Origin of the sequence: Lentzea sp. HUAS TT2 (assembly GCF_051853195.1) — a bacterium.
GTDB lineage: Bacteria > Actinomycetota > Actinomycetes > Mycobacteriales > Pseudonocardiaceae > Lentzea.
Genome location: NZ_CP196667.1, coordinates 4,458,936 through 4,479,589, shown reverse-complemented (window position 1 = coordinate 4,479,589; position 20,654 = coordinate 4,458,936). Strand labels below are relative to the sequence as shown.

Below are 20,654 nucleotides of genomic sequence, written 5' to 3'. Positions count from 1 at the left end.
CATGAAGAGAACGTTCATCGCCACGATGGCGGCCGCGCTGGCGGTCGCCCTGCTGCCCGGCGTCGCGCTCGCCGCCGACCCGCCCGCGAACGACGACTTCGACAACGCCACGACCGTCACGGCGCTGCCGTTCAGCGCGAAGATCAGCAGTGCCGGCGCCACCAAGGCCACCGACGACCCGACCGCGTGCCACTACTGGGGCGAGTCGACGGTGTGGACGCGCTACACGGCGCAGGAGGACGGGTTCCTGCGCGTCTCGTCCTCCGGCGGACCCGCGATCGGCGTGTACACCGGCAGCCGCGGCGCGCTCGCCCTGGTGCCGGGCGCCTGCACCTACAACACCGGGTTCTCCTCCGACGTGTTCCCGGTGAAGGCCGGCACGACCTACCACTTCGCGCTGATCGAGAACTACGCGTGGAACGGCCGTGAGTTCACCTTCGACCTCGCGACGATCCCGGCCGCCCCCAACGACGACCGCGCGTCGGCGACGGTCACCGGGTTCCCCGCAACGCTCGACGGTGACCTGCGCAGGGCGACCAGCGAGCCGGACGAGCTCACGGCGAGCTGCGGTCCCGAGGCCGGCCAGTCCGTCTGGTACCGCTACACCCCTGACCGGACCCGTTCTGTGCAGGTGAGCCGGTCGGACTCCACCGTGGTGAGCGTCTACCGCGCGGCCGATCTGTCCGAAGTGGACTGCCAGGGCACCTCGGACTACTACGGCGCGGTGTTCACCGCGACCGCCGGTCAGAGCTACCTCATCCGTGCCGCCCAGGACGTCGAGCGCGCGGGAGGGTTCGAGCTGCACCTCCTGAACGCCCCGGCCGTCAAGCCCGGCGCGTACGCGAGCCCCGACGCGCCGTCCGTCTTCGACGACGTCCAGTTCACGCCCTACGCGGGGGATCCGCTCGTCCGTCCACTGGCGAGCGGCGAGATCCAGTTCGGTGACGGCGCCACCGCGTCGTTCACCGGCACGCAGGCCGTCAGCCACCGTTACGCCAAGGACGGCACGTACACCGTGCGCGTCACCGGGACGACGAACGACGGCCGCACCGGCTCGACCGAGCAGGTGCTGGAAGTGGCGACGCACGACGTCAAGCTGACCGGCCTGTCGCTGCCGGCCACGGCCCGCGCCGGCGACACCAAGCGGATCAAGGTGTCGGTCACCAACACGCGCTACGACGAGGACGTCCGCGTCTCCCTCAAGCGCAGGACGACGAGCGGCTACTACGAGGAGATCGGTCACCTGACGCAGCGCGTCGCGGCGTCGCCGTCCGGAAAGGTCGAGTTCCCGTTCGCCTACACCTACTCGGCGGCCGACGCGGCGGCCGGGCAGGTGGAGTTCAAGGTCGTGGCGGAGCTGAACCGCTGGGACTTCGACGACGCGCAGCCCGCGGACAACGAGCTCGTGGCCGTCACGGTGGTGCGCGCGGCGGCCAAGGCCACCGCGAACGCGGCGATCAGCTAGGAGCACGAGCCCTCCTGTCCTGCTCGGGGACGGGAGGGCTCTGTAGCGAACACCTCTGAGCACCTGACCGGATGTCCTGTCCGAAACGACGGGCTACACCCCTGAACTTGAGCGTGCCCGGCTCAAGTCTAGAACCGCACGCGGGGACCTTTCGTACTGTCAGAGCACACGCGGGGACCCCGCGTACTGCAAAAAAAAAGGGCGTGCCGGGCCCCTTGTTACCCATCGGGAGCTGGTCCCGACGGGCCGGGGGCAGAACTTCTCGCCAGGTGCTTAGTCGAAGCGGAAGGTGGCTGTCTCGAGGTTGTCGAGCATCCATTCCCGCCGCACGAGCGGTGCGCTGGTCTCCCTGCGCAGCAACGGAAGCCGGCGCACCATCTCCTCCAGCAGCACCCGCTGCTCCAGTCGTGCGAGGCCCGCGCCGAGGCAGTGGTGCGGGCCGTGCCCGAACGTCATGATCCGCGTCCTGCGGCGGATGTCGAACACCTCGGGGTCCGCGTAGCGCGACGGGTCCCGGTTGGCCGCGCTGAGCCACCCGGTGACCCACTGGCCAGCCGGGATCGTCCGCCCGCCGATCTCGACGTCGCGCAGCACCAGCCGGCGGGGTCCGGGGAACACCGGGTACCAGCGCATGGTCTCCTCGACCGCGCCCGGGATCAGCGACGGGTCGGCGCGCAGCTCGTCCCAGCAGCCGAACTCGGTCAGGAACAGCACCGCGTTCGGGATGCTCGCGTAGACCGTGTCGACCCCGGCGCCGAGCAGCATCGCGCAGTACCCGACGAGGTCCCAGTCGGACACCGGCCGCCCGTCGACGAGGTAGCCGCGGTCCTGGGCCGCGATCAGCTCGGCGATCAGGCCGCCCTTCGGCTCGCTCCGCTGGCGGTCGACCTCGTCGGCGAAAAACCGCGCCATCTCGGACTGCGACGGCAGCGTGTTCGTCGTGACCGAGGCCTTGTACCACTCCTCCAGCCACGCCGTCATGAGCGTCTCGGCGCTGAGGTCGAGGCCGAGCAGGTGACAGATCACCCTCGTGGGCAACGGCCGGGCGATGCGCGCGACGACGTCGAAGCCCGCCGGGTCGAGGTCGTCGACCAGCTCGACGGAGATCGCGCGGATCCGCTCCTCGAGCCGGGCCATCACGCGCGGGCTGAACGGGTCGGCGACGGCGGCCCTCAGGTCGCGGTGGCGCTGCCCGTCGGCGGCCCACATGCCGCTCAGCATGGCGTTGGCGAGCGGGCGCGTCTCGTCGGTCAGGCCGTAGCCCGCGGAGAAGTGCTCCTCGTCGGACAGCACCCGCTGCACGTCGGCGAGGCCGAACACGTGCCAGGTGCCGAGCTGCTCGTCGAAGTGCACTTCGGTGGCGGGATCGAAGAACTTCGCAGGTCGGGTGGGTAAGTGGGCGACAGTCATGCCCTCGATCGTGGCCCCTTACCCGGCCTGCCGGGATCCGCTGATCCAGCTACCGGAGTGCTGCGTAAGGGGTCTCGCGGGGCGACCTTAGGTGATCGTCCGATGTAGCGGTCCATCCCTCAGGAGCAATCTCATCGTCATCAGGAAGACGAACTGAGGAGTGAGTCAGATGGAGTGGACGCCCGAGGCGATCAAGGCGGAGATGGACTACCGGCAGGAGGCCCTGCGGGAGGACGCCCGCCGCGTCCAGGAGTACTACCGCAACGGCGGGAAGCCGCGGTCGTGGTGGCACCGCATGACACACCGGCACGAGCCTGAGGTGCCCAACGGTCACCGGGCCGCCTGATGCCGGGGGTAGCCGTGGGGGTGTGGTCCCTCTCGTCCAGGAACCACACCCCCACGGCTTTCTCACGTTCTGACTAGGCCTTGGGCAGCCAGGCCTTCACCTTGTCGGCGTTGGCGTCCGCCCACTTCTTGGCGGCGTCCTCCGGCTTCATCTTGTCCTCGGCGATGTACTTCGCGACCGTGTTCTGGTCCTCGTTGGTCCACTTGAAGTTCTTGACCAGCTGGAAGGCAGGGCCGTTGGCGTCGGCGAACTTCTTGGACACGAGCTTGTCGAGGTCGTAGTCCGGGTAGTCGCAGGCGATCTTCTCGGCGTCGGCGTCACAGCCCGCGGTGTAGGCGGGGAGCTTCACCTTCTCGAGCTTGATCTCGTTGAGCAGCCACTGCGGCGAGTAGAAGTAGCCGATGACCCACTTCTTGTCCTTCTCCGCCTGGCGGAAGGCCTGGATCAGCGCGGTCTCACTGCCGCCGTAGACGACCTTGTAGTTGAGGTTCAGGTTCTTCACCAGAGCCTCGTCGTTCGTCACGAACGACGGGTCGCCGTCGAGCAGCTGGCCCTTGTCGCCGGACTCGGAGGTCTTGAACTGGTCGGCGTACTTGTTCAGGTTGTTCCAGTCGAGGATGTCGGGGTGCTCCTTGGCGAGCCACGGCGGCACGTACCAGCCGATCTGGCCCTTCACACCCGTGGAACCCGCGCTGACGGCGGTCTTCTGCTCGTCGATGTACTTCTTGCGCAGGTCGTCGTGGCCCCAGTTCTCGACCACGGCGTCGACCTCACCCGTGCCGAAACCCTGCCAGGCCACCTCTTCCTTCAGTTCCTTCTTGGTGACCTTGCACTTGAGCTCCTTCTCGGCCACGTACGCGAGCACGGCCGCGTTCGCCTCGTAACCGACCCACGGGTTGATCGCGAGGTTGAACGTGCCGCAGTCGCCGGTCGCACCCGAGGAGGTGTCACCGACCTTGGCGCCACCGCAACCAGCAAGGGCGAGTGCTCCTACGAGCACTGCTCCCAGCACGCTGTGCCTAGCCACTTTCCAGACCTCCTAGTTGGTCCACCGCTTGGCGGCCGCCTGCGTGAGGCGGTCGAGCATGACGCCCAGCACGACGATCGCGACACCGGCCGCGAGCCCCTTGCCGTACAACTGGCCCTGCGAGAACCCGGCCACCACGTCGTAACCGAGCGCGCCGGCGCCGACGAGACCGCCGACGACGACCATCGAGAGCACGTAGATCAGTCCTTGGTTGGCGGCCAGGGTCAACGCCCCGCGCGCCATGGGCAGCTGCACCTTCACGATCGTCTGCCACGAGCTCGACCCGAGCGCCGTGGACGCCTCGACCGTCGCGGGCGACACCGCGCGGATGCCATCCGCGATGATCTTGATGGCCACCGGCGCCGCGAACACCACAGCGGCGATGATCGCCGTGAAGCGCGACGCGGAGAACAACGCCAGGAACGGCACCAGGTAAACGAATGCCGGCATGACCTGTGCCGCGTCGAGGACCGGCCGGATGAACCGGTCCGCCCGCCTGCTGCGTCCCATCCAGACACCGACGACGATTCCCAGCAGCATCACCATGATCGTGGCGACCAGGGTGGACGCCAGCGTGATCATCGAGTCCTGCCACAGGCCGGTCGCGATCAGCAGGGCGACGCACACGGCGGACACGATCGCCGGCCGCACCCCGCCGATCATGAACGACAGCGCCACGATCACCAGCGCCACCAGGAACCACGGCGACTCGGCCAGCAGCGCCTGCAGCGGGTTGATCAACGCGAACGTGACGAAGTCCTTGAAGCCGTCGGTGAGCACCGGCAGCGAGTCCTGCGCCCATTCCGTCACGGCGGTCGCGCCCCTGCGGATCGAGCTGCCGATCTCCACGTCCGACTGGAACTCCGCCGCCCACAGGTAGGTGTAGGAGAGGTAGACGCACACGGCCGTGACGCCGAGCCCGCCGAACAGCGCCCAGCGCGGGAGCGTGCGGCGTTCGGTCGCGGCGGTCGTGACGCGGTCCAGCACGATCGCCAGCACCACGATCGCGAGGCCCGCGTTGAACGCCGTGCCGACGTCGAGGGTCTGCAACGCCTTCACGACGGTCTTGCCGAGGCCCGGCGCGTCGATCAGCGCGGCGATCGTGACCATGGACAGCGCGGCCATGATCGTCTGGTTGACGCCGAGCACGATGGTCTTGCGCGCGGACGGCAGCAGCACCTTCACGAGCGTCTGCTGTTGTGTCGCGCCAAGGGACTCGCTCGCCTCGACGGTGGTGCGCGGCACCGAGCGGATGGCGTGCGCAGTGATCCTGATCGCCGGCGGTGCGGCATAGATCAGCGTCGCGATCGTCGCACTCGCCGGACCGATCAGGAAGAACAACGTGAGCGGTGCCAGGTAGACGAAGGTCGGCATCGTCTGCATGAAGTCGAGCACCGGCGTCAGGACCCGGTTGACCCGATCGGACAGTCCCGCCCAGATTCCCAGCGGAATGCCGACGAGCAACGAGATCACGACCGCGGCGAGCGTCAGGGAGAGCGTGTCCATGCTCTCCTGCCACAACCCCTGCAGGCCGAGGAACACGAAGCCCGCTACGGCGAGCAGCGCGACCCGCCAGCCGGCGACCGCGAGGCTGACGAAGCCGGCGATCGCGACCACGCCGAGCCAGCCGATCACCGGCACGGGCCTGCCGAACGACGGCTGCGCGATCAGGGCCTGGATGAAGGTCACGAACTCGTCGATGACGAGCCGGATCTCGTTGAAGAAGTACAGGAACACGGGGTTCGAGTTCCTGGACGCGCCTACGGCGTCGTTGACGTCGTTGACCCACCGGTGCAGCGGGGTGAGGTCGGCGGCGCCGAGCGCGAGCGTCCCGACGTTGCGGAACACCAGCCACAGCACCAGCCAGACCAGCACTATCCCGGCGAAGATCACCAGCCGCTTGTATCGATTGAAGAACAGTGGGAGCTGCCGAGGGGCGGCGACGGCAACCATGTCACGCCTCCCCGGCCACGACCCCGAGGATCTCCTCGTCCGCGACCACACCGAGCAGTTCGCCGTCCTTGACGACCTTCACCGGCTTGTCCGCGCTCAGCACGCTGCGGACGGCTTCCCGCACAACGGTTTCCGGCGCCAGCTCGGGTCCGTCGAGCTCGTCCTCCGGACGCGGCGGACGCATGATCCACTTCAGCGTGAGCACGTGCGACTTGGGCACGTCCCGCACGAAGTCGCGCACGTAGTCGTCCGCGGGCGCGCCCACCAGCTCGTCGCCGGTGCCGACCTGCACGACCTTGCCGTCGCGCATGATCAGGATGCGGTCGCCCAGCTTGAGCGCCTCGCTCAGGTCGTGGGTGATGAAGACCATCGTCTTGCCGACCTCGCGGTGCAGCCGGATGACCTCGGACTGCATGTCGCGCCGGATCAGCGGGTCGAGCGCGGAGAACGGCTCGTCGAAGAACAGGACGTCGGGATCTCCCGCGAGCGCGCGGGCGAGACCGACGCGTTGCTGCATACCGCCGGAGAGCTGGTCCGGATAGGACTTCTCGTTGCCGGCGAGCCCCACCAGATCGATTACTTCCTGCGCCCGCTCCGCACGTTTCGCCCGCGGTACCCCGCGGATTTCCAGTCCGTAACCGACGTTGTCGGCGACGGTGCGATGCGGGAGAAGACCGAAGTGCTGGAACACCATGGAGAACTTGTTCCTGCGCAGGTCGCGCAGGCGCTTGGCGTCCGCTTCGAGAATGTTCTCGCCTTCGAACATGATCGTGCCCGCGGTCGGTTCCACCAACCGCGTGAGACAGCGGACCAGTGTGGACTTTCCCGATCCAGAAAGTCCCATGACCACGAACATCTCACCGGGAGCGACGTCGAAGTCGACTCCCCGCACGGCGGCGACGGAACCCGTGCGGTCCATCAGTTCCTGCCGCGACAGTGCTTTGAGCTCGTCCGAGGCCACCAGTTGAGATGCGTTGGGGCCAAACACCTTCCACAGGTCCCTGACCGAAATCACGGGATCCACGCCAAACCACTCCGACCTGTTGCGGACTGCGCACACCGTTTCTCGATGCGCGACAGCATTGACCTTCGCACGGGTACGGTCAAGGGCCGATACATATCTGATCCTTTGTGGACAACCAATCATCCCATGACTTGACTGCGTCTGATCGATCGGGAAAAGCTGAACTGAGCGGTCTCCTGCATCGCTCTTCCCCCCGACGAGGAGCTGTTCGTGCAAGCCCCCAGAATCGCTCTGGCAATGACGTTCGTGTTGACGATTGCCGGTTGTGGCGGTGGTTCAACGGCGTCACCGCGGTCCAGTTCGGCAGCACCCACCGAGCCTTGCGGCTCCATCACCATCGCGGTCAACCCGTGGGTCGGTTACGAGGCGAACGCGGCCGTGGTCGCGTACCTCGCCGAGAAACGGCTCGGCTGCAAGGTGACCAAAAAGGAAGTCGACGAACAAACGGCCTGGCAGGGCCTCGACTCCGGCGAGATCGACGTGATCCTGGAGAACTGGGGTCACGAGGACCTGAAGCAGAAGTACATCGACGAGAAGCGCACGGCCGTGCGGGTGGGCCCGACCGGCAACAAGGGCGTGATCGGCTGGTACGTGCCGCCGTGGATGAAAAAAGAGTTCCCGGACATCACGAACTGGCAGAACCTCAACAAGTACGCGGAGAAGTTCAAGACCCCGCAGTCCGACGGCAAGGGCCAGGTGCTCGACGGCGACCCGTCGTTCGTGACGAACGACGAGGCCCTGGTCAAGAACCTGAACCTCAACTACAAGGTCGTCTACGCGGGCAGCGAGGAAGCGTCGATCAAGGCGTTCCGCCAGGCCCAGGAGAAGAAGACGCCGCTGATCGGCTACTTCTTCGAGCCGCAGTGGCTGCACCTCGACATCGAACTGGTCAAGGTGGACCTTCCCCCGTACACGGCCGGTTGTGACGCGGACGCGGTCAAGGTGGCCTGCGACTACCCGCGCTACGAGCTCGACAAGATCGCCGCGAAGAAGTTCATGGACAAGGGCGGCCCCGCGGCCAGGCTGGTCCAGAACTTCCAGTGGAGCAACGACGAGCAGGACACGGTCGCGTCGTTCATCGCGAAGTACAAGATGTCGCCCGACGAGGCGGCGAAGCGGTGGGTCGAGGCGAACCCCGACCGGGTCGACGACTGGCTCACGAAGGCCAAGCCGTAACTATCGTCCTGGTCTGGCGTGCGTCAGTTCCGGCCGCGCGACCACCACTTCTCGTCGGGGCCGGAGATGTCCTCGACGCTGAGCCTGCGCACCGAACCTGCCCGTTTGAGCCGGGCCACCAGCTGGTCCTGACGTTGCGCGAGCCGGCGGTAGATCTCCACGGCGGAGGTCTCCTGCCGGCTTCGCTGTCTTTCGACAGTTCGCCAGTTTCCGAGGAACTCGAGCGTGAGATCGGCGACAGCCTGCCCGGCGTGCGCGGTCAGCGTGTCGGCCGGTGAGGCGAACCGTCCCGCGTGGAACGCCAGGTTCCTGGTGACGTAGAGCCATTCCAGCAACGCGGCCGCGGTGTCCTCCTGCTCGCGCAACCAGCCCGCCAGGACCTTCGAGTCCGCGAGCCTGCCGCGCCAGAGCTCAGTGAGGTCCTGCACGAGACCGCCCTCGCTCTCGGCGAGCGCGGTGATGGCCTTCTGGGCGGCTGCGAGCTGTTCGTCCGGGCGGTTGTGCTGGACGAGCACCTCCAGCCAGGCGTCCACGGACTTCAGGTGGTGCTTCACACCCGTCGTCGGCACGTGCGCGTCGAGCGGCCCGCGCAGCTCGGTGTCGTGGTTGGTGACCACGACGTGCAGGCTGATGAGGTGCTGCCGCAACATCTGCAGCGCACAGGCCTTGGCCAGCCAGGCGATCTTGCCAGGATCCAGTCCCGTGGCCTCCAGCGCGCTCCACGCGAGCCCGGCGCTGGCCATCGGCGCGTCGACCTGCCGCGCCAGGTTCGCCACCCGCATGGCGCTGCGCAGCTCGGCCGGCCAGTACGCGGTGAGCGGGTAGGCGTTGCCGACCGTGCGCTGGTGCTCGGTGCCGCGGGTGACCCGTCCGCCCGGCCCGCTGACCTGCCAGACCGGCGCGATGTCGAGCTCGGTCAGCCGCTCCCCCGCCGCGTACTGGTCGAGCACCTCGCTGAGCACCCTGCGCGCCTTCTGCGCGGCCGTGTGCACGTCCGCCGCCACGACCGGCACCCGTACCAGCACCGACGACCCGGTGACCGCGTCCTTCAGGAAGTCGTCCTTCGGCAACCTGTTGCGGTGCAACGGTTCCTGCCTCGCCTGGGGCAGCAGCTCGTCCAGGTGCCTGAGCACCCGCGCGCCCCTGACGACGAACGCCACGACGTGCTTCTGCTTGCGCGGCCACAGCACCTCACCGAGGTCGCCGGGCTTCTTGAGCCACCTCAACAGGTCCGTGCGCAACTGCCTGCCGTCCCGGCCGTGCACCGCGACGACGACCGCGACCTCGGCGATCATCCTGGCGCGCAACGGGAGCTCGACCCCGTTCCACAGTGGAGTGACCCACTTCTGCACTGCCTTGCGCAGCGCCCGCGGGTCGAGCTTCGCGGCAGCTGCGGCCGTGACCTGGGGATCGAGCCGCTGACCGTCCGCCGCGATGGCCGCGTCGACCTTCACCAGCACCCTGCGGGCCTTGGCGAGCTCCAGCCCGCCACCGTGGGCGTAGGCGGGTTTGGCGGCGTCCATGCACGCCAACGACGTGGCGATGATGCGCCGCAACAGGTTCCACCGCGGCTGGTCCTCGGTCGCGTGGCTCTCCAACGCGGTCTGGGCACGCAGGACGGCGAGGAACGCGCTGTTGAGACCGGCCACGTGCTCACCGAGGTGCGCGTCGGGGTCGAGTGCGCGCAGCACGCCCTGCAACAACGCCCGCTGCCCGCGGTCGAGCCCGGCGTCGTCGAACGCCTGCCGCAGCCGGCCGTCGAGGTACTGATAGCGCACGTGACGCACCATAGAGGGCATGGACAACCGGAAAGCGGTCTTCGCGGGCATCGACGGCCAGGCACTGGCGGGCCGCCTCGAACTGCCCGCCGGCGACGTCGTGGCCACCGCCGTGTTCGCGCACTGCTTCACCTGCGGCAAGGACTCGGTGGCGGCCACGAGGATCTCCCGCAGGCTCGCCGAGCGCGGGGTGGCCGTGCTGCGGTTCGACTTCACCGGCCTGGGCCAGTCCGACGGCGACTTCGCCAACACCACGTTCACGTCGAACGTCGACGATCTCGTGTGCGCGGCCAACCACCTGCGCGACACCATCGGCGCCCCGAGCGTCCTCATCGGACACTCACTGGGCGGCGCCGCCGTGCTGGCAGCGGCGCGTCAGGTGCCGGAGGTCAAGGCCGTCGTCACGATCGGCGCCCCCGCCGACACCACCCACGTCGAGCACCTGCTCGGTTCGTCCAAGGAGGAGATCGAGACGCACGGCGTGGCCGAGGTGCTGCTGGCCGGGCGCCCGTTCCGGATCAAGAACGACTTCCTGCTCGACATCAACCAGCAGAACCAGACGGCGTGCATCGCGGGACTGGACCGTGCGCTGCTCGTCATGCACTCACCGCAGGACGACACGGTCGGCGTGGACAACGCCCGCATGATCTTCGACTCGGCCCGCCACCCCAAGTCGTTCGTCTCGCTCGACGGCGCGGACCACCTGCTGACCGACCGTGCGGACGCCGCGTACGTGGCGGAGGTGCTGGCCGCGTGGGCGAGCCGCTACCTGGTGAAATGAGCCAAAAGCCCCCGGCGAGGTTCCTTCGCCGAGGGCGTTCGACAACCGATCGGGGCGACAGGATTTGAACCTGCGACCCCCCGCTCCCAAAGCGGGTGCGCTACCAAGCTGCGCCACGCCCCGGTTGTACGTATCTTACCGCCACCCGCTAAGGTATTGATCGCAGCCCCTGAAGAGGGACGGCATGCGGGCGTAGCTCAATGGTAGAGCCCTAGTCTTCCAAACTAGCTACGCGGGTTCGATTCCCGTCGCCCGCTCTGACGAAGGCCCGAGTGCTGATGCACTCGGGCCTTTCTCGTGAGCTAGGTCACGCCGATGCCACGCCGATCTGCGTGCGGCGGTGGGCCGGGTTGTCGATCTCGTCCACCACGGCCACGGCGAAGTCCTCGTAGGTCAGTTCGTCCGCCGGATCGACCGGTGCCAGGCGGTACCCGCCCGTGGACGTGCCGCCGAAGTTGCCGGACGGGCTCATCACCAGCCAGTCCGCCTCGGACCCTGCCAGCACCTCCACACCCGCCGCGTGCCCGAGGCAGAACGGCTTGTGCTCGTCCGGGAAGTCCGGACCGTCGATCACCCGCACGCCCGGCGCGGTCTCCAGCAACGTGTAGATGCCGACCACGATGATCCGGCCGACGCCCGACGCCACGAGCGCATGAGCTGCTTCGCGGTAGAACTCCGCCGGGTCTCGCGAGAGGTCGGCCACCGAGCTCACCGCGACGTCGTACCCCGCCGCCACCTCGGCCGCCGCCTGCACGCCGGGGTCGCGCCCGATCCTGGTCACCTCGTGGCCGCGGGCCTCCGCGACGGCCGCGATCTGCTTGCCTGCCTTGCCGGACGCTCCGAAAACAACGATCTTCGCCATGGGCGCGAAGGTAGGGTGCCGGTGTCCGGTTCCCGCAACGATATCGGGGGTGAGCAGGTGGAATGCGACCACGCGGACCTGCCGTACCGCATCGGCGACAAGTGGACCGCGCACGTGTTGCGCGGGCTGCAGGACGGACGCCGGCGGTTCACCGAGCTGCGCGCCGGGTTGCCGGGCGTGACGCCCAAGGTGCTCACCGAGACGTTGCGGGCGATGGAGCGCGAAGGCACGGTTTCGCGCGAGGCGTTCGAGGAGAACCCGCCCCGCGTCGAGTACGAGCTGACCGCGCACGGTCGCAAGATGCTCGGACTGCTCGACCTGTGTTGTGACTGGGCCCGAGAGAACCTGGTGGAGACGTGAGGCTGGAGCAGATCGTCCTCGACAGCAACGACCCGAGCCGGCTCGTCCGGTTCTGGGCCGAGCTGCTCGGTGGTGAGCCGGTGAACCGCGAGCACGGGTGGGCGCACGTCGAGCCGCCCGGTGGTGTGCGGATGTCGTTCCAGCCGGTGCCGGAGCGCAAGGACGTGAAGAACCGCTTCCACCTCGACTTCGTGGTCGACGACATCGAGGCGGCGGTCGTGAAGGCCGTCAGCCTGGGAGCGACCCGCGAAGGCGTCGTGCACACAGACGAGAAGGGCAGCTTCCAGGTCATGCGCGACCCAGAGGGGAACGAGTTCTGCTTCGTCCACTGAAGAACTAGTGGACTGCGCGCCAGAGCACCTCACCGAAGCGGATCGCGAGGATCACGAGCAGTACGCCGATCGCGAAACTGATGAGGCACCGCACGATGATCAGCAGCTTGGCGCCTTTCACCCGGACATGATTCATCGTGGCCGGGCATGAACGACAGGGTCCATCGGTACCAATACGATGCGGGCGTGACCGACTGCCTGTTCTGCCGCATCGTCGCGGGCGAGATCCCGGCGACCGTCGTGACCGAGGACGACACGACGCTCGCGTTCCGCGACATCGACCCCAAGGCGCCGACGCACGTCCTGGTGATCCCCAGGGAGCACCACGCGGCGATCGGCGACGTCGACCCGGTGCTCGCGGGGCAGATCCTCGCGACGGCGCACCGGGTCGCGAAGTCCGAGGGGATCGACGAGTCCGGCTACCGGCTCGTGTTCAACACCGGCAAGGACGGCGGCCAGACCGTCTTCCACGTGCACTGCCACGTCCTCGGCGGGCGCGGTCTCACGTGGCCGCCGGGATAACCATCTCCCGCACGAACTGGGCGTCGACCGGGTCCCCGTGGCCCGGCACGACGATCCGCGGGTCCAGTTCCAGAAGCTTGTCGAGGACGTTGCGCCAGTTCGACGGCGTGGCGTCCGGGCCTGCCTGAGCGGGAGCGCCCTGCTCCACCAGGTCTCCCGCGAACACGACACCGGCGTCCGGCACGTGCACGACCACGTCGTGCGAGGTGTGCGCGGGGCCGAAGTGGTGCAGGTCTACGCGGCGGCCGCCGACGTCCAGCGTGACGGTGTCGCGGAACGTGTGCGTGGGCGCGACGAGCATGCCCTCGAACGGTTCGTCGTAGTACTTGGCGCGGTCTTCGAGGAGGCTGTCGTCGACGACGCAGCCCTCGTGCGCCCACACCTCGCACGGCAGGAACGCCCCGGTGGCCAGCACGTGGTCGAAGTGGTTGTGCGTCAACACGATCCGCGACGGCCGGACCTCGTTCGCGAGGGCGAGGTCCATGCCGGAGTCCACCAGCAGCGAGTCGCCCGATCCGGTGATGAGGCCGAGCGTCAGGTCCAGCTCGGTGTGCCGGCGGACGAAGACGCCGTCCGCGATCTCGATCACCGCAGCACCCCGTCGACCAACATCGGAACGGCGGTGCTGACGTTGACCCGCACCGCCAGGTCGACGTCGGCGGCGTGGCCGTTCTCGACCAGCTCCCGGCCCGACCCGCACCCCCTCACCGCGGCCGGCACGTCGGTCGTGCGGAACGCGGTGGCCGCCAGCCTGGCCTCCGGCGACGCCGTGCCCGTCAGCGCGGCCAGCACCGCGCCGGCACCGAGGTAGTCCTCGACGCACGGCCGCAACGGACCGAACTCGCGCGGGCCCGATTTGAGGATGTCGAGTCCCCACCGTTCGCCGCCGGGGATCACCCCGATCCTCTCCCCCAGCTCCTGTGCCCGCTTCGCCACGGCCGTGGCGTTGCGCAGGCAGGCCGCGAGCACGTGGGCGCCGGTCTCCCCCGCGAGGAAGCACAGGTTCGAGCCGTTCGGCGACGGCAGCTCGACCAATCCCGTCTCCCCGGCGAGTGATGCTGGTCGCAGGGTCTTTCCCGACTCCGGCCGCCACCGCGCCGGGCGCACCTGGCCGCCGTTGGCCACGACCAGGTCGACGGACGTCGTGAACGACAGCACGTCGACGACTATCAGCACGTCACAGTCCCGCAGGGCGTTGACGCCCTCGGGCCCCCATTCCAGCCTCAGCTGGTACCCCTCCTGGCTGAACACACCCGCCAGCGTGTCAGACTCCGTGACGTGCGCGTTTATCTGGCAGCAGACCACGCTGGCTTCGAACTGAAGTCCCACCTGATCACGGCTCTCACCGAGCAGGGCTACGAGGTCGTCGACGTCGGCGCCCTCGAGTACGACGCCCAGGACGACTACGTGTCGTTCTGCGTCGACGCCGCCGAGCGCGTCGTGGCGGACCCCGGCAGCCTCGGTGTCGTGATCGGCGGCTCCGGCAACGGCGAGCAGATCGCCGCGAACAAGGTGAAGGGCGCCCGCGCCGCGCTGGCGTGGAACGTCGACACCGCGCAGCTGGCCCGTCAGCACAACGACGCGCTGCTGGTCGGCATCGGTGCCCGCCAGCACTCGACCGAGGAGGCGACCGAGATCGTGTCGGCGTTCCTCAAGACGCCGTTCTCGGGCGAGCCGCGCCACCAGCGCCGCATCGACCAGGTCAGCGCGTACGAAGACCGTGCCTGAGGGCCACACGCTGCACCGCCTCGCGCGGCTGCACCAGCGCCGGTACGCGGGCAGCCCCGTGGCCGTCACCAGTCCGCAGGGACGCTTCGCGGCGTCCCTTGTGGACGGACGGAAGCTCGTCCGCGCCGAGGCGCACGGCAAGCACCTGTTCCACGTCTACGGACCGGACGCGATCGTGCACGTCCACCTCGGGTTGTACGGGACGTTCACCGAGTCACCGCTGCCGGTCCTGCTGCCCGTGGGCCAGGTCCGGATGCGGATGGTCGGCGAGACGCACTGGACGGACCTGCGCGGCCCGACCGCGTGCGAGGTGCTGAACCGCGACGAGGTCAAGCTGATCCGCGAGCGCCTCGGGCCCGACCCGTTGCGCCGCGACGCCGACCCCGACCGCGCCTACGAGCGGATCATCCGGTCGAAGCAGTCGCTCGCCGTGCTGCTGATGGACCAGAAGGTCCTCGCGGGCGTCGGCAACGTCTACCGCGCCGAGGTGCTGTTCCGGCACAACGTGAACCCGTTGCTGGTCGGCAACAAGGTCAGCCGCGAGCTGTGGGACGCGATCTGGGCCGACCTCGTCGTGCTGATGAAGGACGGCGTGAAGGTCGGCCAGATCAACACCGTCCGCACCGAGCACATGCCCCGTGCCATGGGCCGCGCCCCACGCGTGGATCGGCACGGCGGTGAGGTGTACGTCTACCGCCGTGCCGGGGAGCCGTGCCTGGTCTGCGGCACCGAGGTCATGACCACGGAGCTGGCGGCCCGCAACCTCTTCTGGTGCCCCGCCTGCCAGCCGTAGCCGGTTTCTAGAAGTCGAACCCGCCCATGTCGCCGAAGTCGAAGCCACCGGCGTCACCGACGTCGGCACCGCCCATGTCGCCCATGTCTCCCATTCCCATGTCGCCCATGCCCGCGTCGGCCATGCCGTAGTCGCCGACACCGTGCATGCCGGAGAACATGGCATCCATCAGCAGGAACGTGCCCACGCCCCATGCGCCGGCCACGAGCGCGGGCTTCCACCACGGCTCGGAGTACCAGCCACGCGGCACCGGGCGTCCGGCGACCATGCCACCGGGGTAGTAGTAGGGCGTGCCCGAACCGGAGTGCGGCGAGGCGGCGTACTGGTGGCCCTCGACGGCGACCTGACGGTCCTCGCTGACGGCACCCGCCTGCTTCTGGCTCGCGCTCTCGGGCAGCGCCGGTCCGGGGTCCATGCCCATGGCCTCACGGGCCGCGCGCACGTAGTGGAGGCCTTCCATCGCGGTCTCGGTGACCAGCCGGGCCTGCGGGATCGTGCGGGCCTGCTCCATCTGCGAACCGGCGGCGGTGAAGCGCTCGGACGCGTCGGCCATCGCCTGCGTCGAGGCGGTGTTGCTGCCGGTGAGGCTCATCACCTGCCCGCCCAGCCGCTCGACCCAGCGGCGTGCTTCCGCCTTGGCGTCGTCGAGCTCTCTGGCCTTGCGCGCGTTGCTCTGGCTGACCAGGTAGAACACGCCCGCGATCAGCAGTACCAGCACAACGATCCACACGATGGTGCCCACGGCTTTACCTCCCACACCAGGTGAACCGTCAACGAGCGACCACCGCCGTGAGTTCCGTCAGAACACCTCGGGGCAGTGCGGCTCACGCGCTCCGAGGAACGCCGTCGTCAGCGCGTCCACATGTCCTGGCGTGTGCTCGACCACGCGGTGTGCACGCCTGAGCACAGAAAGCCGTACGCCGCCGAGGAAAGCACTACCGAGCGCGGCGATGTCGAGCGACACGTCCGCCGGGTCCTCGGTGGGCGTGACGGTCGCTTCCCCGCCCTTGACGTTCAGGCGCCAACGGCCGGAGTTCCACGGGCAGAGCGAGTCCTCGACCTCCAGCACGCTGTCCACATCGGACGAGTAGTGGCGCAGCGGGAGAGCCCGGTCGATGTCGACGATCCGCAGCCACAGCGCGTCACCCGCCTCGCGAACGACCTTCCGGGGGTTGTCGACCATGTGCACGATCGGGTCGTCCCAGGCGGTGTAGAAGGAGATCTCCTCCGCGAGGTCCATGTCCAGCAGGAACCGGTAGAGGTCGGCGTAGGCCTGATCGGTCTCGCAGACCAGCTCACGCACGTGCAGCTCGGCCGAACCACCGTCCGACTTGACCCGGAACACCACATACCCCTCGGGATGCAGGCAGTAGCGGTACGAGGAGAGTCCGCCGCGGTCGATCTCGCGGTCGGCCAGCTGCACGTCCCAGGTGTGCTCGACCCGGCTCAGCCAGCCGACCCGCGTGCAGCGCACCCGTTCGTGGATCTCGCGCATGATCGGCAGCGCTTCTTCTCGCGACACCTGACGGATCCGTGTGTCGCTGACGTGCACACCGCGGTGGAAAGCCAAACGCGTCGGCATCTTCAGCATGGCGATGCTGGTCGCATATTCGCCGTAACCGTAGCGGCGGTAGATGCCGCCCTCCGACGCCCACAGCATCGCGATCGGTTCGCCGGCCTCGTGCATGCCGTGCAGCTGCGTCTTCATCATCAACGACGCCACGCCGCGACGACGGTGGCCGGGTTTCACCGACACCACCGTCACCGCGCCGGCCGGGGCCTGCCGCTCACCCGGAACGGTGATCTCGCGCGTGAGCACCGCAGCCGTGCCGATCAGCTCGTCACCGTCGAGGACGACGTGCGCCCGGTCCTTCTCCAGGACCTTGAGCCACTTGCTGTCCTCCCCCATCGTGTCGCTCAGAAACGCCCACGCCATCACCCGCTGGAACTCGGGGAGGTCGGAGTCGGTGATGGTCCTGATGCTCAGCGCCGGGTCAGCCATGCCAGCAGTGATACGCCGGTGCGCGCCCGCTCGCAGCCCAATTACCGCTGAACGGACTTGACCTCGCAGAACTCGTCCAGCCCGAACCGGCCGAACTCCCGCCCGTTGCCCGACTGCCGGTAACCGCCGAACGGCGCGCTCGTGTTGAACGCGGCGGCGTTGATGTCGACCTGCCCGGTCCGCAACCGCCGCGCCACCCGGAGCGCGCGATCGGTGTCCGCGGAGAACACCGCACCCGCCAGCCCGTAGATGGTGGAGTTCGCGATGCGCACCGCGTCGTCCTCGTCGGCGTACGGCATGACCGACAGCACCGGCCCGAAGATCTCCTCCTGCGCGATCGTCATCTCCGGCGTCACCCCACCGAACACCGTCGGCGTGACGTAGAACCCCTTCGGCAACGGCGCCTCCGGCCCACCGGCGGCCAGCGTCGCGCCTTCCTCGACGCCCTTGCGGATGTACCCGACGACCCGGTCGCGCTGCGCCTTCGACACCGCGGGCCCGATCCGCGTGGACGGCTCCGCCGGGTCGGCCGACGTGTACTTCTTTGCCGCCTGCGCAGCCAACTCGACGGCCTCGTCGTGCCGCTCCTGCGGCACGAGCAGCCGAGTCCACGCGCTGCACGCCTGCCCGTTGTTCATGAACGAGTTGGCGACCGCGATCTTCACCGCGCGCCCGAAGTCGGCGTCGTCGAGCACGATGCACGCCGACTTGCCGCCGAGTTCCAGCGCGACCCGCTTCACCGTCTCCGCGGCAACGGCCGACACCCGCCGGCCGGCGTTCGTCGACCCGGTGAACGACACCATGTCCACGTCCGGATGCGCGGCCAGCGCCTCGCCGACGACCGGCCCCGTGCCGTGGACGAGCTGGAACACGTTCTCGGGCACGGCAGCCGTGACGATCTCGGCGAGCAGGTCGGCCGTCTTGGGCGCGAGCTCGCTGGGCTTGAGCACCACGGTGTTGCCCGCGGCGAGGGCCGGCACGACCTTCGCGACCATCTGCTGCAGCGGGAAGTTCCACGGCGTGATGGCCGCCACAACCCCGACCGGCTCGCGGAAGACCAGCGAGTTGCCGATCTCCTCCGGCTCGAAGTACCCGCGCTCCAGCACGTCCGCGACGCCCTCCGCGATGGCGACGGGGTTCGCGACCTGCACCTTCTGGCTGAAGGTGAGCGGCGTGCCCATCTCCCGCGTCATGGTCGCCGCGAGCTCATCAGCACGGGCGCGCAGGCCGTCGATGATCGCCCGGACCGCCTTGGCTCGTTCCTGTACCGAGGTCTGCGACCACTGCTGGAACGCGGCGACCGCATTGGCCACGGCCGTGTCGACGTCGGCCGGTGTGCCCTCGGCGAGCGTGCCGATGACTTCCTCGGTGGCGGGGTTGACGACCTCGATCACGGGAGCCCTCCAGGCGGATGTGACACCACTGCGCTGACTACGCCTCAGCCTGTCACATCTGGGGGCGGGGTTCACGTCGGAGGGTGCGTTCGGAGTCAGAACGCCGAGGTGACCCGAGAACGACGCGGCCCCTCACCCCGAAGCAGCCACCACCCCTCCCAGCCGCCGCTCCCGCAACACCCGCAGATGCACCGCAGCCCAAGTCCGATAAGGCCGCCAAGCCTCCGACACCTCGGCCAACGGCCGCCCATACCGCTCAGCCACCTCATCGGTCAGCCGAGACTCGTTGTGCGGCACCGCATCCGGAGCGTTCGCCCCACGCAGCACGACCAACTCGGCGGCGAACGGCCCCAGCCCCTTCACCTGCTGCACCGCCAGCACAGCAGCCGCAGGCTTGAGCGCACGCAACGTCACCGCGTCCAGCAGCCCGTCCAACGCGGCCTCGGCCACCGCGCGCAGATACTCGGGTTTGCGACCTGGCAGATCCAGGTCCAGCGACAACAACTCCGCAGGCGACGGGAACACGCCGTCCCGCAGCAAAGAAGCCTTCAACACAGCGGCCTGCGACACCCGGATCCGCTGCGACAGAACAGACCAGGCCGCCGCCTCGTACGGCGAGTAGAAGCCGCACGGCCGTAAGCCGGGCAACAAGGCCTGGGCGGAGGCGATCACCGGATCGCGCAGGCCGACGTCGGGCCACGCCCGCCCGTCGACGTCCAGCGACAGGAACCGGCACACCTGCGCCGCCGCCAGGTCCAGATCGCCCGGACCGGACAGCGACAAGACGGCGGTGGCGCCGTGCTGGGTCACGGAGACCGAAGCACGGCGCCACTCACCTTCGACGAGGAACGTCGCCTGCAGCGCCTCGCCCTCGCGCGCGGGCAACGCGGACGGCGTGAAGCCCTCCCAGAACTCCCTGGACGTCGCCAGCGACCAGGGGCCCTGAACTGCGACTTCGACGCGGTGGTCTGCCATGTCACGAGACGCTAGCGAGCACCCCTGACAGAAAACGGACCACCACGAGGTCAGCTGAAGTCGAGCTCACCCGAACGGGTCCGCTTGAGCTCGAAGAAGTACGGGTAGCCGGCCAGCAGCTTGGCGCCGTCGAAGATCGTGCCCGCCTCCTCGCCCCGCGGGATCTTCGTGAGCACCGGGCCGAAGAACGCGACGCCGTCGATGTGGATGGTCGGCGTGCCGACGTCCATGCCGACCGGGTCCATGCCGCGGTGGTGCGACGCCCGCAGCGCCTCGTCGTACTCGGTCGAGTGCGCGGCCTCGGCGAGCTCAGCCGGCAGTTCGGCGTCGCCGAGCGCCAGCTTGATGATCTCGTCGAAGTCCTGGTTGCCCTCGTTGTGGATGCGAGTGCCCATCGCGGCGTACAGCTTCGGCAGCACCTCGTTGCCGAACTTCTGCTCCGCGGCGATGGCCACGCGGACCGGACCCCAGCCCTTGGTCATGAGCTCCTTGTACTGCTCGGGCAGGTCTCGGCCCTCGTTCAGCACGGCGAGGCTCATCACGTGGAAGCTCAGGTCGATGTCGCGAACCTTCTCCACCTCGAGGATCCATCGCGAGGAGATCCAGGCGAACGGGCAAAGAGGGTCGAAGTAGAAGTCGACCTTCGCCTTGTCGGTCATGCGTGCCCCTTTAGTGACGGTCGGTGGCGTTATCGCCCCATCAGCCCAACGAGATCACCCTGTCATC

At 68.5% G+C, this 20,654-nt stretch carries 22 protein-coding genes and 2 tRNA genes; 10 read left to right on the top strand and 14 right to left on the bottom strand.

The window, feature by feature from the left end:
* Position 1: 1 nt before the first annotated feature.
* Positions 2-1,465, top strand: coding sequence for a PKD domain-containing protein (locus tag ACSHWB_RS22505; protein ID WP_439663970.1), 1,464 nt, complete (start codon positions 2-4; stop codon positions 1,463-1,465).
* Between the two features lie 273 nt (positions 1,466-1,738).
* Here ACSHWB_RS22505 and ACSHWB_RS22500 read toward each other — a convergent pair whose 3' ends face one another.
* A complete protein-coding gene (locus ACSHWB_RS22500) occupies positions 1,739-2,875 on the bottom strand; it encodes a cytochrome P450 (protein ID WP_439663969.1) in 1,137 nt (378 codons plus the stop codon).
* A gap of 169 nt (positions 2,876-3,044) precedes the next feature.
* Between ACSHWB_RS22500 and ACSHWB_RS22495 the strand changes: the two genes are divergently transcribed.
* Positions 3,045-3,221 carry a hypothetical protein gene (locus tag ACSHWB_RS22495; RefSeq protein WP_439663968.1) on the top strand — a complete coding sequence of 59 codons (177 nt, stop codon included), beginning with the start codon at positions 3,045-3,047 and terminating at the stop codon, positions 3,219-3,221.
* A 73-nt stretch (positions 3,222-3,294) separates the two neighbouring features.
* On the opposite strand, the gene ACSHWB_RS22490 is transcribed toward ACSHWB_RS22495, so the two are convergent.
* From ACSHWB_RS22490 to ACSHWB_RS22480, 3 genes are read right to left on the bottom strand one after another with little or no spacing between them, the layout of a single operon-like run.
* A complete protein-coding gene (locus ACSHWB_RS22490) occupies positions 3,295-4,248 on the bottom strand; it encodes an ABC transporter substrate-binding protein (protein WP_439663967.1) in 954 nt (317 codons plus the stop codon).
* Between the two features lie 12 nt (positions 4,249-4,260).
* Positions 4,261-6,201, bottom strand: a complete 1,941-nt coding sequence (locus tag ACSHWB_RS22485; protein WP_439663966.1) for an ABC transporter permease — start codon at positions 6,199-6,201, stop codon at positions 4,261-4,263.
* A 1-nt stretch (position 6,202) separates the two neighbouring features.
* The gene (locus ACSHWB_RS22480) at positions 6,203-7,162 is read right to left on the bottom strand and encodes a quaternary amine ABC transporter ATP-binding protein (RefSeq protein ID WP_439663965.1); all 960 of its coding nucleotides are present in this window, start codon (positions 7,160-7,162) and stop codon (positions 6,203-6,205) included.
* Between the two features lie 273 nt (positions 7,163-7,435).
* Here ACSHWB_RS22480 and ACSHWB_RS22475 point away from each other — a divergent pair, with 273 nt between their 5' ends.
* Positions 7,436-8,401, top strand: a complete 966-nt coding sequence (locus ACSHWB_RS22475) for an ABC transporter substrate-binding protein (RefSeq protein ID WP_439663964.1) — start codon at positions 7,436-7,438, stop codon at positions 8,399-8,401.
* A 23-nt stretch (positions 8,402-8,424) separates the two neighbouring features.
* Here ACSHWB_RS22475 and ACSHWB_RS22470 read toward each other — a convergent pair whose 3' ends face one another.
* A complete protein-coding gene (locus ACSHWB_RS22470; RefSeq protein WP_439663963.1) occupies positions 8,425-10,179 on the bottom strand; it encodes a hypothetical protein in 1,755 nt (584 codons plus the stop codon).
* Positions 10,180-10,198: 19 nt separating this feature from the next.
* On the opposite strand from ACSHWB_RS22470, the gene ACSHWB_RS22465 reads away from it, so the two are divergent.
* A complete protein-coding gene (locus tag ACSHWB_RS22465; RefSeq protein ID WP_439663962.1) occupies positions 10,199-10,960 on the top strand; it encodes an alpha/beta hydrolase family protein in 762 nt (253 codons plus the stop codon).
* Between the two features lie 49 nt (positions 10,961-11,009).
* On the opposite strand, the gene ACSHWB_RS22460 is transcribed toward ACSHWB_RS22465, so the two are convergent.
* Positions 11,010-11,083 (bottom strand) — tRNA-Pro (locus ACSHWB_RS22460).
* Positions 11,084-11,146: 63 nt separating this feature from the next.
* Between ACSHWB_RS22460 and ACSHWB_RS22455 the strand changes: the two genes are divergently transcribed.
* Positions 11,147-11,217 (top strand) — tRNA-Gly (locus tag ACSHWB_RS22455).
* 50 nt (positions 11,218-11,267) lie between these two features.
* On the opposite strand, the gene ACSHWB_RS22450 is transcribed toward ACSHWB_RS22455, so the two are convergent.
* Positions 11,268-11,822 carry an NAD(P)-dependent oxidoreductase gene (locus ACSHWB_RS22450; RefSeq protein WP_439663961.1) on the bottom strand — a complete coding sequence of 185 codons (555 nt, stop codon included), beginning with the start codon at positions 11,820-11,822 and terminating at the stop codon, positions 11,268-11,270.
* A 57-nt stretch (positions 11,823-11,879) separates the two neighbouring features.
* On the opposite strand from ACSHWB_RS22450, the gene ACSHWB_RS22445 reads away from it, so the two are divergent.
* The 3 genes from ACSHWB_RS22445 (at position 11,880) to ACSHWB_RS22435 (ending at position 13,036) form a co-directional block, all read left to right on the top strand.
* Positions 11,880-12,182 carry a winged helix-turn-helix transcriptional regulator gene (locus ACSHWB_RS22445; RefSeq protein WP_439663960.1) on the top strand — a complete coding sequence of 101 codons (303 nt, stop codon included), beginning with the start codon at positions 11,880-11,882 and terminating at the stop codon, positions 12,180-12,182.
* Positions 12,179-12,514, top strand: a complete 336-nt coding sequence (locus ACSHWB_RS22440; RefSeq protein ID WP_439663959.1) for a VOC family protein — start codon at positions 12,179-12,181, stop codon at positions 12,512-12,514. The genes ACSHWB_RS22445 and ACSHWB_RS22440 overlap by 4 nt, the downstream gene beginning before the upstream one ends.
* A gap of 147 nt (positions 12,515-12,661) precedes the next feature.
* Positions 12,662-13,036, top strand: coding sequence for a histidine triad nucleotide-binding protein (locus ACSHWB_RS22435; protein ID WP_439663958.1), 375 nt, complete (start codon positions 12,662-12,664; stop codon positions 13,034-13,036).
* On the opposite strand, the gene ACSHWB_RS22430 is transcribed toward ACSHWB_RS22435, so the two are convergent.
* Positions 13,017-13,625, bottom strand: a complete 609-nt coding sequence (locus tag ACSHWB_RS22430) for an MBL fold metallo-hydrolase (protein ID WP_439663957.1) — start codon at positions 13,623-13,625, stop codon at positions 13,017-13,019. The genes ACSHWB_RS22435 and ACSHWB_RS22430 overlap by 20 nt on opposite strands.
* Complete coding sequence (locus ACSHWB_RS22425; RefSeq protein WP_439663956.1) at positions 13,622-14,287, bottom strand: 2-phosphosulfolactate phosphatase; 666 nt, start codon at positions 14,285-14,287, stop codon at positions 13,622-13,624. Before ACSHWB_RS22425 ends, ACSHWB_RS22430 begins: the two co-directional genes overlap by 4 nt.
* A 27-nt stretch (positions 14,288-14,314) precedes the next feature.
* Between ACSHWB_RS22425 and ACSHWB_RS22420 the strand changes: the two genes are divergently transcribed.
* Positions 14,315-14,764, top strand: a complete 450-nt coding sequence (locus ACSHWB_RS22420; RefSeq protein ID WP_439663955.1) for a ribose-5-phosphate isomerase — start codon at positions 14,315-14,317, stop codon at positions 14,762-14,764.
* Entirely contained in the window at positions 14,757-15,557 is an 801-nt protein-coding gene (locus ACSHWB_RS22415) for an Fpg/Nei family DNA glycosylase (protein ID WP_439663954.1), read from the top strand. The genes ACSHWB_RS22420 and ACSHWB_RS22415 overlap by 8 nt, the downstream gene beginning before the upstream one ends.
* Before the next feature lie 7 nt (positions 15,558-15,564).
* Here the strand turns inward: ACSHWB_RS22415 and ACSHWB_RS22410 are convergent, their stop codons facing one another.
* The 5 genes from ACSHWB_RS22410 to ACSHWB_RS22390 all read right to left on the bottom strand — a co-directional run bounded on the left by ACSHWB_RS22410 (position 15,565) and on the right by ACSHWB_RS22390 (position 20,587).
* Entirely contained in the window at positions 15,565-16,299 is a 735-nt protein-coding gene (locus ACSHWB_RS22410; protein WP_439663953.1) for a hypothetical protein, read from the bottom strand.
* Between the two features lie 57 nt (positions 16,300-16,356).
* Positions 16,357-17,559 (bottom strand): GNAT family N-acetyltransferase, encoded by a 1,203-nt coding sequence (locus ACSHWB_RS22405; protein ID WP_439663952.1) that lies wholly within the window; start codon positions 17,557-17,559, stop codon positions 16,357-16,359.
* Positions 17,560-17,600: 41 nt separating this feature from the next.
* A complete protein-coding gene (locus tag ACSHWB_RS22400; protein WP_439663951.1) occupies positions 17,601-18,953 on the bottom strand; it encodes an aldehyde dehydrogenase family protein in 1,353 nt (450 codons plus the stop codon).
* Positions 18,954-19,085: 132 nt separating this feature from the next.
* Positions 19,086-19,928, bottom strand: coding sequence for a DNA-3-methyladenine glycosylase family protein (locus ACSHWB_RS22395; protein ID WP_439663950.1), 843 nt, complete (start codon positions 19,926-19,928; stop codon positions 19,086-19,088).
* A 50-nt stretch (positions 19,929-19,978) separates the two neighbouring features.
* Positions 19,979-20,587 carry a mycothiol-dependent nitroreductase Rv2466c family protein gene (locus ACSHWB_RS22390; protein ID WP_439663949.1) on the bottom strand — a complete coding sequence of 203 codons (609 nt, stop codon included), beginning with the start codon at positions 20,585-20,587 and terminating at the stop codon, positions 19,979-19,981.
* Positions 20,588-20,654 lie beyond the last annotated feature (67 nt).